14 protein-coding genes and 1 pseudogene are annotated in these 13,984 nt (G+C 64.4%); 4 read left to right on the forward strand and 11 right to left on the reverse strand.

The features are described from left to right. Positions 1-453 (reverse strand): flagellar basal body rod protein FlgB, encoded by a 453-nt coding sequence (gene flgB, locus AC3RCG_RS22655; RefSeq protein ID WP_070220161.1) that lies wholly within the window; start codon positions 451-453, stop codon positions 1-3. Between the two features lie 190 nt (positions 454-643). Here flgB and flgA point away from each other — a divergent pair, with 190 nt between their 5' ends. The 4 genes from flgA (at position 644) to AC3RCG_RS22675 (ending at position 3,226) form a co-directional block, all read left to right on the forward strand. Continuing rightward, a complete protein-coding gene (gene flgA / locus AC3RCG_RS22660) occupies positions 644-1,339 on the forward strand; it encodes a flagellar basal body P-ring formation chaperone FlgA (RefSeq protein ID WP_070220163.1) in 696 nt (231 codons plus the stop codon). A gap of 111 nt (positions 1,340-1,450) precedes the next feature. After that, positions 1,451-1,759: a flagellar biosynthesis anti-sigma factor FlgM gene (gene flgM, locus AC3RCG_RS22665; RefSeq protein ID WP_034754089.1), complete on the forward strand. Its 309-nt coding sequence runs from the start codon at positions 1,451-1,453 to the stop codon at positions 1,757-1,759. A gap of 8 nt (positions 1,760-1,767) precedes the next feature. Beyond that, positions 1,768-2,235, forward strand: a complete 468-nt coding sequence (locus tag AC3RCG_RS22670) for a flagella synthesis protein FlgN (RefSeq protein WP_070220165.1) — start codon at positions 1,768-1,770, stop codon at positions 2,233-2,235. A 427-nt stretch (positions 2,236-2,662) separates the two neighbouring features. Continuing rightward, positions 2,663-3,226, forward strand: a complete 564-nt coding sequence (locus tag AC3RCG_RS22675) for an FxDxF family PEP-CTERM protein (RefSeq protein ID WP_070220166.1) — start codon at positions 2,663-2,665, stop codon at positions 3,224-3,226. 133 nt (positions 3,227-3,359) lie between these two features. On the opposite strand, the gene AC3RCG_RS22680 is transcribed toward AC3RCG_RS22675, so the two are convergent. The 10 genes and pseudogenes from AC3RCG_RS22680 to AC3RCG_RS22725 all read right to left on the reverse strand — a co-directional run bounded on the left by AC3RCG_RS22680 (position 3,360) and on the right by AC3RCG_RS22725 (position 13,934). Beyond that, on the reverse strand, positions 3,360-4,217 hold the full coding sequence (locus tag AC3RCG_RS22680; RefSeq protein WP_492401943.1) for a hypothetical protein: 858 nt from the start codon (positions 4,215-4,217) through the stop codon (positions 3,360-3,362). 71 nt (positions 4,218-4,288) lie between these two features. Next, complete coding sequence (locus AC3RCG_RS22685) at positions 4,289-4,651, reverse strand: translation initiation factor Sui1 (protein WP_070220168.1); 363 nt, start codon at positions 4,649-4,651, stop codon at positions 4,289-4,291. Positions 4,652-4,713: 62 nt separating this feature from the next. Continuing rightward, positions 4,714-5,502 (reverse strand): annotated as a pseudogene (motD, locus tag AC3RCG_RS22690) (flagellar motor protein MotD). Positions 5,503-5,507: 5 nt separating this feature from the next. Continuing rightward, positions 5,508-6,254 (reverse strand): flagellar motor protein, encoded by a 747-nt coding sequence (locus AC3RCG_RS22695; RefSeq protein ID WP_046685945.1) that lies wholly within the window; start codon positions 6,252-6,254, stop codon positions 5,508-5,510. Next, a complete protein-coding gene (locus AC3RCG_RS22700; protein ID WP_010400804.1) occupies positions 6,236-6,967 on the reverse strand; it encodes an RNA polymerase sigma factor FliA in 732 nt (243 codons plus the stop codon). Before AC3RCG_RS22700 ends, AC3RCG_RS22695 begins: the two co-directional genes overlap by 19 nt. Before the next feature lie 45 nt (positions 6,968-7,012). Then, positions 7,013-7,876: a MinD/ParA family ATP-binding protein gene (locus AC3RCG_RS22705; protein ID WP_070220170.1), complete on the reverse strand. Its 864-nt coding sequence runs from the start codon at positions 7,874-7,876 to the stop codon at positions 7,013-7,015. Beyond that, positions 7,869-9,197, reverse strand: a complete 1,329-nt coding sequence (gene flhF / locus AC3RCG_RS22710; RefSeq protein WP_070220172.1) for a flagellar biosynthesis GTPase FlhF — start codon at positions 9,195-9,197, stop codon at positions 7,869-7,871. The genes AC3RCG_RS22705 and flhF overlap by 8 nt, the downstream gene beginning before the upstream one ends. Before the next feature lie 312 nt (positions 9,198-9,509). Then, positions 9,510-11,606 carry a flagellar biosynthesis protein FlhA gene (gene flhA, locus AC3RCG_RS22715; RefSeq protein WP_070289125.1) on the reverse strand — a complete coding sequence of 699 codons (2,097 nt, stop codon included), beginning with the start codon at positions 11,604-11,606 and terminating at the stop codon, positions 9,510-9,512. Further along, positions 11,603-12,796, reverse strand: a complete 1,194-nt coding sequence (gene flhB, locus AC3RCG_RS22720; RefSeq protein ID WP_070220176.1) for a flagellar biosynthesis protein FlhB — start codon at positions 12,794-12,796, stop codon at positions 11,603-11,605. The genes flhA and flhB overlap by 4 nt, the downstream gene beginning before the upstream one ends. A gap of 139 nt (positions 12,797-12,935) precedes the next feature. Further along, positions 12,936-13,934 (reverse strand): fumarylacetoacetate hydrolase family protein, encoded by a 999-nt coding sequence (locus tag AC3RCG_RS22725; protein WP_492401942.1) that lies wholly within the window; start codon positions 13,932-13,934, stop codon positions 12,936-12,938. Between the last annotated feature and the right edge of the window lie 50 nt (positions 13,935-13,984).

The raw sequence follows: 13,984 nt of genomic DNA on the forward strand, positions 1-13,984 counted from the left end.
TTATTGTCCTCCCTGGATGGCCGTCAGCATGCCCTTGATCTGCGAGTTGAGGAACGTTACGGCCGCCTCGTAGCGGATGGCGTTATCGGCAAAGGCATTGCGCTCGAGGTCCATGTCGACCGTGTTGCCATCGACGGCGCCCTGGGCCGGCGCGCGGTACAGCAGCGGCGTGCCGTCGGCCAGGGTCTCGACCTTGCCGCCCGTGCTGCCACCCACGGCGGCGGCGACGCCCTTGCCCGGCATATGCTGCGGCGCCGTGCCCTTCAGGGCCGGCTGCACGCCATCCTTGCGTGCCATCGCTCCCTTCAGCGCGCTGGCGAAATCGACGTCGCGCGCCTTGTAGTTGGGCGTGTCGGCATTGGCGATATTCGAGGCGAGCAATTCCTGGCGCGTCGAGCGCAGGCTCAGCGCCGTCTCGTTGAAGCGCATGTAATCGTCGAGTTTCCCTATCATGTCAGGCTCCGGAAAGATCTGCCACTGGCGCCTGAGATGGCGGAAGGATGGCGGTATAGTGATGACAGGAAACATAGTACGGCGCCCGCCGGCAAGACCATCGCCGGATCAGACCGTACTTTTACCCCTTAATCGTCGCTTCAAACGGGGCGGCGCGCACTATCATGGCACTATTCCAGAGGCCTATACCATGAAAACACCGCTTGCTTTCTTCTTCGCTCTTGCCGCCCTGCCACTGCTGGCGCAGGCGCAAAACGCCGGCCGGCAGACGCCGGAAGCGCTGCGCAACAGCGTGGAACAATTCCTGCAAGTGCAAAGCAACGGCTTGCCGGGCAAGGTGACGGTCACCGTCGGCGCCGTCGATCCGCGCCTGAACCTGGCCGCCTGCCCCGCGCCGCAAGCCTTTATGGCGCCAGGCGCGCGCGCCTGGGGCAAGACGACCGTGGGCGTGCGCTGCACGGCCCCCTCCAACTGGACCATCTATCTGCAGGCGAACGTGGCCGTCGTGGGCGACTATGTGGCCAGCGCCGTGCCGCTGGCGCAAGGGCAAGCCATCGATGCCAGCCAGCTGGTGACGATGCAGGGCGACCTGGCAGCATTGCCGGCAGGCATCGCCACAGACATGGCCCAGGTCGTGGGCGCCAGCACGAATATTTCCTTGCCGCCAGGCACGCCGATGCGCCTCGACACCCTGCGCCGCAAGCCGGTGGTGATGCAGGGCCAGCTGGTGCGCGTCGTTTCCAGCGGCAACGGTTTCCAAGTGGCATCAGAAGGACGCGCCATCGGCAGCGCCGGCGACGGTCAGACGGTACAGGTGCGCACGCAGAGCGGCCAGCAGATCAGCGGTGTGGCGCGGGCTGGCGGCATGGTGGAGGTTGCCTTTTAAACTCGGATGGACAGCGATATTGTGGTCTGGCGCACTAAAGTTTCGGAAGAAGGTGCCGATAAAGACACATATCCCGGAGTTTTTTGACTTCGACCAGACGAGGATCACGCTGTGAAAATTACCGATAACACCATTAAAAGCAATCCCGGCCTGCCGGTGGCGCCCGCGAATACCTCGGGCGCCCGGAATGCCGAGAAAGCCCAGGCAACACCGACAACGTCGGACAATGTACGCCTGTCGCCGCAAGGACAGGCATTAGCGGCCAGTGCAACTGCCGGCAGCGGCGCCGTGTTCGACACGAAGAAAGTCGAACGCATCAAGCTGGCGATCGCCGACGGCCAGTTCCAGGTCAACTCTGAAAAAGTGGCGGACGGTCTCCTCGACACGGTCAAGGACTTGCTGCACTCACGAAATAGATAGGTTACCTCATGCAATCAGTGACTCCGTTTTCCAGCCTGCGCGACGAGCAACAGCTCATGACCACATTGCTGGCATTGATGAAAGAAGAACAGCGGCATCTGGTTGCGGCTGACATCGATGCAATCACGGAGCTCACGGCCCGCAAGACGGCGCTCGTCGGACAATTGAGCCAGCTGGCGGCGCAACGCCACCAGGCGCTGGCGGCGGCGGGCTTCACGGCCGCCGAAGCGGGCATGGAAGACTGGTTGGTCAGCACCAGCGACGCCGAGGCGGCGCCCCTGTGGAAAGCCCTGCTCGAGACGACGCGCGAAGCGAAGGAACAGAACCGGCTGAACAGCCTGCTGGTCAACAAACACATGCTGCACACGCAAGGCGCCCTGAACGCCATGCGCCCCACTGCCCAAAGCGGCAATTTCTACGGCCCCAGCGGCCAACCGATGGCAAACACGGCCAGCCGGCGCGTCGTCATCGGCTAAGCGCCTCCCGTCTTCCCCCAGCGCAGGCAACAACAGCGACAGGCACAGCAATAAGCCATTGCTGCACGCCTGACGCCGTCCCGAACAGCGGCCCCATATCACGACCATCCTGCACATCACCGCCGCGCCGCCCCTCCAGGGAGGCTGCGGCGGAGCCGGCATGCCCGCACTCCCGCCACAACGCCGCACGCAGAAACAACAGCGCCCCCCCTTCACGCCCACACATTTGAGCACGCTCAAACTTGAGGGGAATGATGACTATATGCTAATCCCTAGCATACGCCGCACCAATACATGGTGGGACTTTCCTCGCCGACACGAACATCATTCCCGCAGGCATAGCTAATCCATTGCACGCGTCCGGCTTGCGCTTTTGCGCTACGCCATGACGCACACCACTTCAACTGCAAGTACACAGGAGCATGATATGAACTCTCTCTCAGTAACCAAGGCTGGCGCGGCGCTGCTGCTCGGCTGCACCCTGCTGGCGCCAGCCGCGCAGGCCGAGACGCAAGCCGTGTTCTACAACCATCTCGTATCGACGGCCGTGGTGGCCACGCCGCTGCTGGCGCAAGACACCTTGTTCGTCGACACCTTCACGACAGAGCGCGGCTCGCTGCTGCAAACGACCACGTTTACGGTCGGCAGCGGCGTGCAATCGTTCACGGGCAACGCCGCCTGGCTGGTCACGGGCGCCAGCGAATTCGGTCCCCGCCTGACTGGCGTCAACATCGACTTGTTCGACTCCAGCAACAACCTGGTGCAATCGGATACGTTCACGGGCGTACTGGGCAGCTTCGCCCATTCCACCTTCAACGGCCTGCTGGGACCTGGCACCTATACCCTGGTAGCAAGCGGCCTCGGCGTGCGTGATTCCGTGCTGGACATTTCCATCACTACGGCCGTGCCCGAACCGGAAACCTACGGCATGCTGCTGGCGGGACTGGGGCTGATCGGGTATAGCGTACGGCGCCGCAAGACGGCTGCCTGACCCGCACCCGGCGCCTGCAAGCACTGCCGTAGCTGGCAGACCTGGCGCCGGTGCGGCGACGCCATGCACGGACTGGCCTATGCACGGACCGGCTTATGCACGGGCCAGCCTGTGCAGGGGCTGGTCTACGCACTCAACCGTGCGTGGGCCGGCCCGTATGCTGACGGAATTTCGCGGCGATGCCATTCGCCTTGATCAGGGCGGCGGCCTGCTGCTCGGGTGTCAACTCGTTTTGCAGCCAGTGCCAGTAGCTGTCCTGGTAGGGATTCGTGGTGCCGGGCGTGAGGATGTCGTCGTAGACCATGCGCAGGGCCAGCAGGTAGCCATACGCTTGCGGCGCGTCTTTCTGCACCACGTCGCCATCGCGCAGGTAGGCCATCATCAGGGTCGACACGCTGGTCAGTTCCGCCTCATCCGCCTGCGCCGTCAGCTGGGCGATGGCTTGCCGCTTCCATGCCTGCACCAGCGGATCATCGGGACGGTTGCGCAGCGCGCTGCGGTCGCCGAACGGACCTTCCGACAGGAACAGGGTAGCCGCGCCCGGTACGCCGCCTTGCGCGGCAGTGGCCAGGTAGCCGAGGCGGTCCTCGCGCTGGCGCTGCGTCAGACCCGCGCACAGCTGCTGCTGGACGGTTTTTTCTTCCACCGTCATCTCGCGCCCCAACTCGAATTCCATCCCCGGCAAACGGTTTTCGCGCTGGAAGACGATGCAGTCGTCGATCAGGTTGTAGGCCGCATACGCGTCCTCCGGCTTGCCGCTGGCGCCCAGGCGTTCGAGCCGCTGTGCCAGGGACACGACAACGGGCGCGGCATCGGCGACCGGGGTGGCGTCGATATTCAAATACGACGCCAGGCTGCGTCCCGCCGGCGCGCTGGCGGCAGCGGTGGCGCCAGTGTCCGGCGCGCCGCCATCGGGTGCGGGCCAGTACACGAGCGCCAGCACTGCCGCGATGGCAGCGGCGATGGCAATACCGGTCAGTTTGCTGTTCATATGAGGTCGCGCATAAAAGGAAATGCACGTTACCACAGGCGAACGGCAGCTGGCCGCACGCCTCCGCACGCTCAGCCGCCGGCCTTTTTCGGCTGGTGGCCCAGCTTGGCCAGCGCCGCCATCACCGTTTCGACATGGTCGCCCTGCACTTCGATCACGCCATCCTTGACCGTGCCGCCCGAGCCGCATTGCGTGCGCAGCTGCTTGCCCAGCAGGGCCAGCGCGATGGCGTCCAGCGCCAAGCCCTTGACCACGGTCACGCTCTTGCCGCCGCGGCCCTTGGTCTGGCGCGACACGCGCACCACGCCATCGCCCGCCGGCGCCGTCCTGGCTTGCGCCTTGCACGCGCATTGCGCCAGCGGCTGGCGGCAGGCGGGACACATGCGGCCCGTTTCAGTGGAATAGACGAGACCGCCCAGGGAGCTGCTTTTCATGATGGAGAGATAATAGGTAGAAATAAAGGAAAGATGGCCGCGCTTGTAGCAAGCGGCGGCGTTCAGTTGGCGGGAACCGGTGCCGGCGCCACAGGCGCCGTCGGCACTTCCGTCACCGTTTCCGGGATTCCCGAGAGGATCGTCACGGCGACCCGGCGGTTGCGCGCGCGCCCTTCCGGGGTTTCGTTGGGCGCCACGGGGATATTGTCGGCGTGGCCCACCGCCGTCAGGCGCGACGCCTGCACGCCGCTGGCGATGAACAGGCGCACCACGGCGCTGGCGCGCGCGGCCGACAATTCCCAGTTCGAGGCAAAATTGGAATTGCTGATCGGCTGCACATCCGTATGCCCTTCCACCTGCACGTCGTGCGTATCATCCTTGAGCAGCACGGCGACGGCGCGCAGGGCCTGGTCCGATTCCGCCGTCAGGCGCGCCGCGCCCGGGTCGAACAACACGCTGGCATTGATTTCCACGCTCACGCCGCGGCTCGTCTGCGTGACCCGCACCTTGCCTTCCTTGACCAGCGGCGCCAGGGTGGACGTGAGGTCCTGCGCCAGGCGCGTCATGTGTTCGCGCTCGCGGCGGATGGCTTCCGTGCGGCGTTTCAGGGCGGGATTCGGCAACGGGATCGCCTGCGGCGCTTCCATGATGATGGGCGGCGCGCCCTTTTCCAGGCTGAAGGCCTGGCCGATGGCGTTCTGGAAGACGCGGTATTTGCCTTCGTTGACTTGCGAAATCGCGTACATCACGACGAAGAACGCGAACAGCAAAGTGATGAAGTCGGCATACTAGATCAGCCAGCGGTCCTGGTTGTCCGGTTCCTCGTCATACTTCCTGCGCGCGCGCCGCATCATGGTCAGTGCTCGTGCAGCAGGCTGGACACGCGCTCTTCGATGATGCGCGTATGGTCGCCCGTGGCGATGTCGTACAGCACGGCGGCCGTGATTTCATACTGCAGCACGCGGCGCGAGACGATGGCCTTGAGTTTATTGGCCACCGGCAGGAACAGCAGATTGGCCAGGCCCACGCCATAAATCGTCGAGACGAAGGCCACGGCGATGCCGCTGCCCAGTTTGCTCGGGTCGGTGAGGTTTTCCATCACGTGGATCAGACCCAGCACGGCACCCAGGATGCCGATGGTGGGCGAATAGCCGGCCGCCGATTCCCACACCTTGACGGCCTGGCGCTCGGCCATTTCGTAGGCGGAAATTTCCACGTCGAGCAGCTGGCGCAGCTTGTCGGGCGCGATGCCGTCGACGATCATGCGCAAGCCCTTGGCGTTGAAGCGGTCGGCCGTGTTTTCCATCAGGCGCTCGAGCGCCAGCGGACCGTCGCGGCGCGCCGTCAGGCTCCATTGACCGATGTCGCGCGCCAGCGCGGCGCGCGTGTCGGCGGGCGGCAGGAAGACCCAGCGCAGCATTTCCAGGCCGCGCACGAAGGTGCGCAACCGCGTCTGCAGCAGCACGGCGCCGAAGGTGCCGATGATGACGATGGCGAAGGCGGCCGGCTGCAGCAGGGAGGCCATCTTGCCGCCTTCCAGTGCCTGGCCGACCAGCAGGCCCGCCAGCGCCAGCGCCAGCCCGATTACGCTGGACCAGTCCACGCCTGCTCCCTCAAGGTTGCGCGCAGGCGCGCGACGGCCTGGGTATGCAGCTGCGAGACGCGCGATTCGGAAACGCCCATCACCGCGCCGATCTCCTTCAGGTTCAGCTCTTCTTCGTAATACAGGCCCATGAGTATTTTCTCGCGTGGTGGCAGCGCGTCGATGGCATCGATCACGGATTGCCGGAAATCGGTATCGAGCAGGGAACGCAAGGGGTCGCTGTCCTCGTCCACGCAGTGGCGGTCGAGGAAGCTGTCATTGCCGTCCGGATCATGAAAGTCTTCGTAATACACGAGCTGGTGGCCGCCGCCGTCGCCCAGCATTTCCTGGTAGTCGGCCAGCGACATCTTGAGCAGCTTCGCCACTTCCGATTCCGTCGGCGGATGGCCGAGGCGCTGCTGCAAGGTGCTCATCGCCTCCTCGATCTTGCGCATGTTCTGGCGCATGCTGCGCGGCAGCCAGTCGCTGGTGCGCAATTCGTCGAGCATGGCGCCGCGGATGCGCAGCACGGCATAGGTCTCGAACTGCGCGCCATGCGTCTCTTCATAGCGGCTAATGGCATCGAGCAGGCCGATCATGCCGGCCTGGATCAGGTCATCGACCTCGACCGAAGGCGGCAATTTCGCCTTCATATGGTGCGCCAGACGCTTCACCAGCGGAATGTGCTCCGTCAGCAAATAGTCCTTGTTCGATTTCCCTTTGACCGTGTACATAGGCTGCTTATTGTTTTCTCATCTTATCTGGTGCTGCGGTTCGATTCAGGCGCTGAACTGGTGCGGGCTCCCCGTCTGGTACAAGGTGCCGCCAAGCACCGGCGCCGCCGAACGGGCCAGCCGCTCGGCCAGTCCGCGAAACGCCACCGAAGCGCCCGCCAGCGGAAACGCATCGACCACGCTGCGGCCCAGGCGCGCCGCGCGGTGCAGATATTCATCGGCGGGCACGGAACCCATCGAGGTCAGCTTCACGGCCAGGTAGCGGCTCGCCGCCTGTGCCATATTATCGTATACCACTTTTGCCTCGGATTCGGAAGCGCCCGTGACGAGAATGCCGAACGGGCGGCGTCCCAGTTCCTGGCTCAGGCGCTTGATCAGGCAGTACGCCGCCTTGATCGAGGTGGCGCTGGTCGACACTTGCACGACGATATCCGACGAGGCCATCAAGGGCACGGGGAAGCAATCGCCCTCGTCGGCCACGACGCCGTCGACCAGCACGATGCCGCTCTGGCGCGCCAGCACCTCGAAAGTCTTGCCCAGGCGGCGCAATTCGTCCTCGCCCGCATAGTCCATGCTGTCCATCAGGTGGTTGCGCGCGCCCAGGCTGGCCACGCCGAAGCCTTGCGGCACCTGGTGGATGACCTGGTTCAGGCCGCACTGCTGGCGCGCCACGTCGCGCAGGCTGGCGCCGTGCGCCAGTCCCAGCCGTGCAGCCACGCCATCGCTGCCGCCGCTGGCGTCAAGCAGCAGCACGTCATTGCCGCCATAGGCGAGCGAAGCGCCCAGGTTGACCAGCATGGCGCCCTTGTCGTCCTGCGGCGTGGCCGAGAGGAACGTCATGACGCGCGGCTGCGGGCCGGCCAGCATGCGGCGCAAGCCCTCGGCCTGGTCGAAATCGAAATTAGCCAAGGTGCACCCCGCGCGCTTCATTGTTGCGGGCGGCCGCCTGCGCCATCAGGAGCGGCAGTTCGGCGTCGGAAAACTGCGTGGCCGCCGAGTCGCGCTTGAGCTTGAAGGCGCGGTCGATCAGGTAGCCGCGGTCGGCCAGGTACAGGTCTTCCGGCACGCGCTGGCCGTTCGACACATAAAACAGGTTCAGCTTCTGGCGGATCACCACGTCGAGCACGTTGCCGATCGACGCCGCTTCATCGAGCTTGGTCATGATGCAGCCGGCCAGGCCGCTGCCCTGGTAGGCGCGCACTACTTCGTTCAACGTTTCCTGCGTCGCCGTGGAGTTCAGGCACAGCAAACGCTTCACGTCGGCGCCGGCGCCCGACAGCATGGCCACCTGTTCCGTCACCATCTGGTCGCGCTGGCTCACGCCCACGGTATCGATCAGCACCGTGTGCTTGTTCTTGAGTTCCTTCAGGGCGATGCGCAAGTCCGCTTCGTCCTTCACCGAATGCACCATCACGCCGAGGATCTTGCCGTAGATGCGCAGCTGTTCGTGCGCGCCGATACGGTAGGCGTCCGTGGTGATCAGAGCCAGCTTTTCCGGGCCGTGGCGCATCACGCAGCGGGCCGCCAGCTTGGCCGTGCTGGTGGTCTTGCCGACACCGGTCGGGCCGACCAGCGCGAACACGCCGCCCTGCTCCAGCATGGCGTCTTCATTGGCGACCGTGTTCAGGTTGCGGCTCAGGACGGTCTTGATCCAGCGCATGCTTTGCGCACCGTCGAGGCCGGCGGGCAGCTTGTCGATCAGGTAGCGCGCCAGGCTGGCCGAGAAGCCGGCCGCCAGCATTTCGCGCAGCACGACGGCTTTTTGCGGCTCGCGCTGCTGCGTCGAACCCCACGAAATTTCCGCCAGCTGGGTTTCCATCATGCCGCGCATGGCGCGGATTTCATTCATCATGCCGCTCATCTCGGCGGCGGCGTTTTCCTTGACGTGCGCCAGCGCGCTGGCCATCATCTGCTGCATGCGGGCCATGTCCACTGGCTCGCCGGCTGCCTGGCGCGGCGCGGCAGGACGTGGCGCGGCCGGGCGCTGGGCCGGGGCGGCCGGACGTTGCGGCGTGGCGAACTGGGTCTGCAACTGGGGACGGGGCTGGGCCATTTCGGACGCGGCCGGCGGCGAGGCCAGCGAAGCGGCATCGTCATTGGCCAGCGCGAGGATTTCCACCACGCCATCGGTCTGGCGGTTCGACAGGATCACGGCGTCGGGACCCAATGCTTCGCGCACCTTGCGCAGCGCATCGCGCGACGAGGCGCCCGTAAATTTCTTCACATTCATGACCGGCCTCCCAAGGCGGGGGTGGCGCAATATTGGCTGAACTGTGTGACCATCATCGACTCCTGTTGCTTGGGTGCTGTCTTCCACATGGACACAGATCACCCGGACAGTTTCTATTATTAGCGATGCTTGCAGGAAATGATCGAAGGAACAGGACGGGAAAGTACCCGTTATTCAGTTTGCCGGCAGGAAATTGATGTTTATTTGACCAAAAGCAAGGGCTGAGAAGCTGGGGTCAGACCCCCACTAACGCTAACGCAAAGCTCCGCGCTAACGCTGGAGGGGGTCTGACCCCGGTACTAATGCTGTCGACTATTGCGCCCCCACCAGCGCCGTGACGCGGATCGTCTTGGTTTCCGGCACTTCCGCATGCGACAGCACTTTGAGCTGCGGCAAGGCGCGGCGCAGGAAGCGCGACAGCAGGGCGCGCAGCGGCGCCGGCACCAGCAGCACGGGCGTCAGGCCCAGCGCTTCCTGCTGCTGCGCGGCCAGGCCCGCCTGGTGGGCGATGGTATCGGCCAGGCCCGGCTCGATGCCGGCGCCGTCGCCGCCATTGCCCATCGCCTGCATCAGCAGGCGCTCCAGGCGGCTGTCGAGGGTCATCACGGACAACTCGGCCGCACCGGGGAACAGCTGCTGCACGATGGCGCGGCCCAGCGAGACGCGCACCAGCGCCGTCAGGTCGTTCGGGTCTTGCGTATGGACCGTATGCTCGGCCAGGGTTTCGATGATGGTGCGCATGTCGCGGATGTGCACGCCCTCGGCCAGCAGGTTCTGCAGCACTTTCTGCAGGGTCGACAGCGACAGCATCTTCGGCACCAGGTCTTCCACCAGGCGCGGCGCATCCTTGCCCAGGTGGTCGAGCAGCGACTGTACTTCCGCGCGGCCCAGCAGCTCGGACGCATGCGAGGTGATCAGGTGATTCAAGTGCGTGGCCACCACGGTGCCCGCATCGACGACCGTGTAGCCCATCGATTGGGCCTGGTCGCGCAGGCTGGCGTCGATCCAGGTGGCAGGCAAGCCGAACGCGGGGTCGCTCGTGGCCAGGCCCGGCAAGGTGCCGCTGGCCATGCCGGGATTGATCGCCAGGAACTGGCCGTTGAACGCTTCGCCCACGCCCACTTCCACGCCCTTGAGGGTGATGCGGTAGGCGGACGGCTTCAATTCCAGATTGTCGCGGATATGCACGGGCGGCGCCAGAAAGCCCACTTCCTGGGCAAATTTCTTGCGGATGCCTTTGATGCGCTTGAGCAATTCGCCGCCCTGCGTCTTGTCGACCAGGGGGATCAAACGGTAGCCCACTTCCAGGCCCAGGGTGTCGACGGGCATGATGTCTTGCCAGCTGGCTTCCTCCTGCTCGGGCGCCACCGTGGCTGGCGGCGCTTCGGCCGGCTTTTCGGCCGCCGCTTTTTCCTGCGTGCGTTTCTTGCTGATCAAATACGCGGAGCCGGCCAGCAGCGAGGCCAGCAGGATGAAGACCATGTTCGGCATGCCGGGAATCAGGCCCATGCCGCCGATGATGCCGGCGGTAATGTACAACACTTGCGGTTTCGCAAACAATTGCCCCACCAACTGGGTGCCGATGTCCTGTTCGCTGGCCACGCGCGAGACGACGATACCGGCCGCCGTGGAAATGATCAGCGAAGGAATCTGCGCCACCAGGCCGTCACCGATGGCCAGCAGGGTGTAGTTCTTCAGTGCATCGGCAAAGCCCATGTCATGCTGCAGCAAGCCCACCAGCAGGCCGCCGACGATATTGATGACGGTCACCATGATGCCGGCGATGGCGTCGCCGCGCACGTATTTGCTGGCGCCGTCCATGGCGCCGTAGAATTCCGCTTCCTGCGCCACTTCCGTGCGGCGGCGGCGCGCTTCGTCTTCGCCGATCAGGCCGGCGTTCAGGTCGGCATCGATGGCCATCTGCTTACCAGGCATCGCGTCCAGCGCGAAGCGGGCGCCCACCTCGGCGATACGGCCCGCACCCTTGGTCACGACGGTAAAGTTGATGATCGTCAAAATAATGAAGACCACGATACCGACCGTGTAGTTGCCGCCAATCAAGAAATGACCGAACGCTTCGATCACCTTACCGGCCGCGTCGGCGCCCGTATGGCCTTCCGTCAGCACGACGCGCGTGGACGCCACGTTCAGCGACAGGCGCAGCATGGTCGACACGAGCAGGATGGTCGGGAAGGCCATGAAGTCGAGCGGCTTGACCGTGTACAGCGCCGTCAGCAGCACGATGATGGACAGCGCGATATTAAAGCTGAAGAAAATGTCGAGGATGAAGGCCGGCAGCGGCAACACCATCATCGCCAGCAGCATGATGATGATGATCGGCGCGGCGACACCCTTGCTGGCATTGTTGCCCATTCCGCTGAGCCAGGCTGGCAATCTCAGGCCGTTCATGGTGTGCTTCCTTTATTCTTGTCTGCCGCGTCTGCCGCGGGTTTGGTCTGCGATGCGGGGTCGAGCGGATCGAGCTCGGGCGGCACGTCGAGTTTTTTCGGCTTGTCGGGGCGCTCGCCATGGCCGTTGCCGTAGCTGCGCAGCTGGAACACGTAGGCCAGTACTTCGGCCACGGCGCCGTACAGCGCCTCGGGAATCTCGTCGCCGATGTCCGTGTGCTTGTACAGCGCGCGCGCCAGGGCTGGCGCTTCCAGGATGGCGACCTTGTGTTCGCCCGCCAGTTCACGGATCTTCGCCGCCACTTCGTCGATACCCTTGGCCACCACCTGCGGCGCGCCGCGCGAATTCTCGCCATACTTCAAGGCCACGGCGTAGTGGGTCGGATTGGTCACCACCACGTCGGCCGTCGGCACGTCGGCCATCATGCGGCGGCGCGACATTTCATGCTGCATCTGGCGTATCTTCGCCTTGATCTGCGGATTGCCGTCCGACTCCTTCGCCTCTTGCTTGACTTCCTGCAAGGACATTTTCATCTTGTTGGCGTAATGCCACATCTGGTACGGACCATCGATGGCGGCGATCAGGCCCAGCGCGCCGACGATCAGCAGGAAGGCCGTGATCAGCAGGCTGATCAGATGGGCCGAACCGGCGCGCAGGGATTCCACCGACAGGCCCAGCACGGCATCCTTTTGATGCTGCATCACCATCCAGGCGACGACGCCGACGACGAGGGTCTTGGCGATGGCCTTGAGCAGCTCCACCAGCGCATTCTTCGAAAACATATTGCCCAGGCCGCGAATCGGGTTGAGCTTGCCAAAATTGGGGGTGAACGCCTTGGAACTGAACAGCCAGCCGCCCACCAGCACGGGCGACGCGAGGGCGACGAGCATGATGGCCGCGGCGTACGGCAGGCAGGTCAGCAGAACGGAACCCACGTCGTAGCCGATGCGCAACATCATCGCGTCGGGATTGAGGATTTGCTCCCGGTCCAGGGTCAGCCCGGAAACCATGACAGCCGTCAGCCGCCGCACGATGGCGTCGCCGGCAAACCACAGACAGCAGCCGGACGCCATCAACACCGTAAACGTGGCCACTTCACGCGATCGCGGAACGTCGCCTTCCTCACGCGCCTGCTCGAGGCGCTTCGGTGACGCGGCTTCGGTCTTTTCTGCGTCGCTGTCTTCCGACATCAATCAACTCCGGTGAAGTCCTGCAGCCTGGCTAGGCGCAATACGGACTGGGCATGACGCATTATCGGTTCAAGCGGGCGCGCGCCATCGGCGGAACAGGGGGGCAAATCCCCTGTATTTCCTTTACTCTCCGGTAACCTTAGCGGGACTTGCGCGCCTCGGCCTGTTTCACCGTCTGCTCGATGGCGCCAAACAGCGACTTGCCGTCATCGCCCAGCATTTCCAAACGAACAACATCACCAAACAGCAAGTACGGCGTGCTGGCGACGCCATCGGCGATCATCTCCTGGTTACGTCGCTCAACGATGCTGGAAAATCCCTTCTTGATCTCCTTGTTGGCGACGCCGCCTGCGCTGACCACACTGCCGGCGCGCGCGTTGCGCGTCTGGCACAGATGGGCGAGCATTTGCGGGTAATTGAACGCCATGTCGGCGCCCGCGTGGGGCTGGCCCGTCAACTTGCCGTTCAGGCTGCAACGCAGCGCGTAGTGCACTTTGCCGCCGCGCCAGGCGTCGCCCAGTTCGTCTGGCGTGACGGCGACGGGCGAGCACGCCATGGCCGGCTTCGCCTGCAGGAAGCCGTAGCCGCTCGCCTGTTCGTCCGGCGCCAGGTTGCGCAAGGTGATGTCGTTGACCAGCATCAACAGCTTGATGTTCAGGTGCGCCTGGTCCGGCGTCGAGCCCATGGCCACGTCGTCCGTGATGGCGGCGATGCCCGCTTCGTAATCGATGCCCCACTGCTCGTGCGCCAGGCAGATGTCGTCGTGGGCGCCGAGGAAATCGTCGCTGGCCCCCTGGTACAGTCGCGGCGATTCGCGCAGATTCGCGGGCACTTCAGTTCCCGCCGCCTTGCAGGCCCGTTCGATCTGCTGCAGATAAGAAGCGCCGGCCACGCGCAAACTGCTGCGCGGCAAAGGCGCCATGCAGTTGGCGGGATCGAACTCGAAGGCGCGATGGCCGCGGCCGCTATTGATGGTCTGGTACAACAAGTCCAGCTGGGGCGCGATGAAACTCCAGTCGTCGAGCGCCTTTTGCAGGGTCGAGGCGATGCCGTCGGCCAGATGGGCCGTTTTCAGGTCGCGCGAGACGACAGCCAGCTGGCCATCGCGCGTGCCATCGTTCAGGGTTGCTAATTTCATGTAGGGAAAACTTCGTCAAATGCAGGCAATTGAAGGCTAAAGACGCCAAA

It is taken from the genome of Janthinobacterium sp. GW823-FHT01H08, from assembly GCF_058797855.1.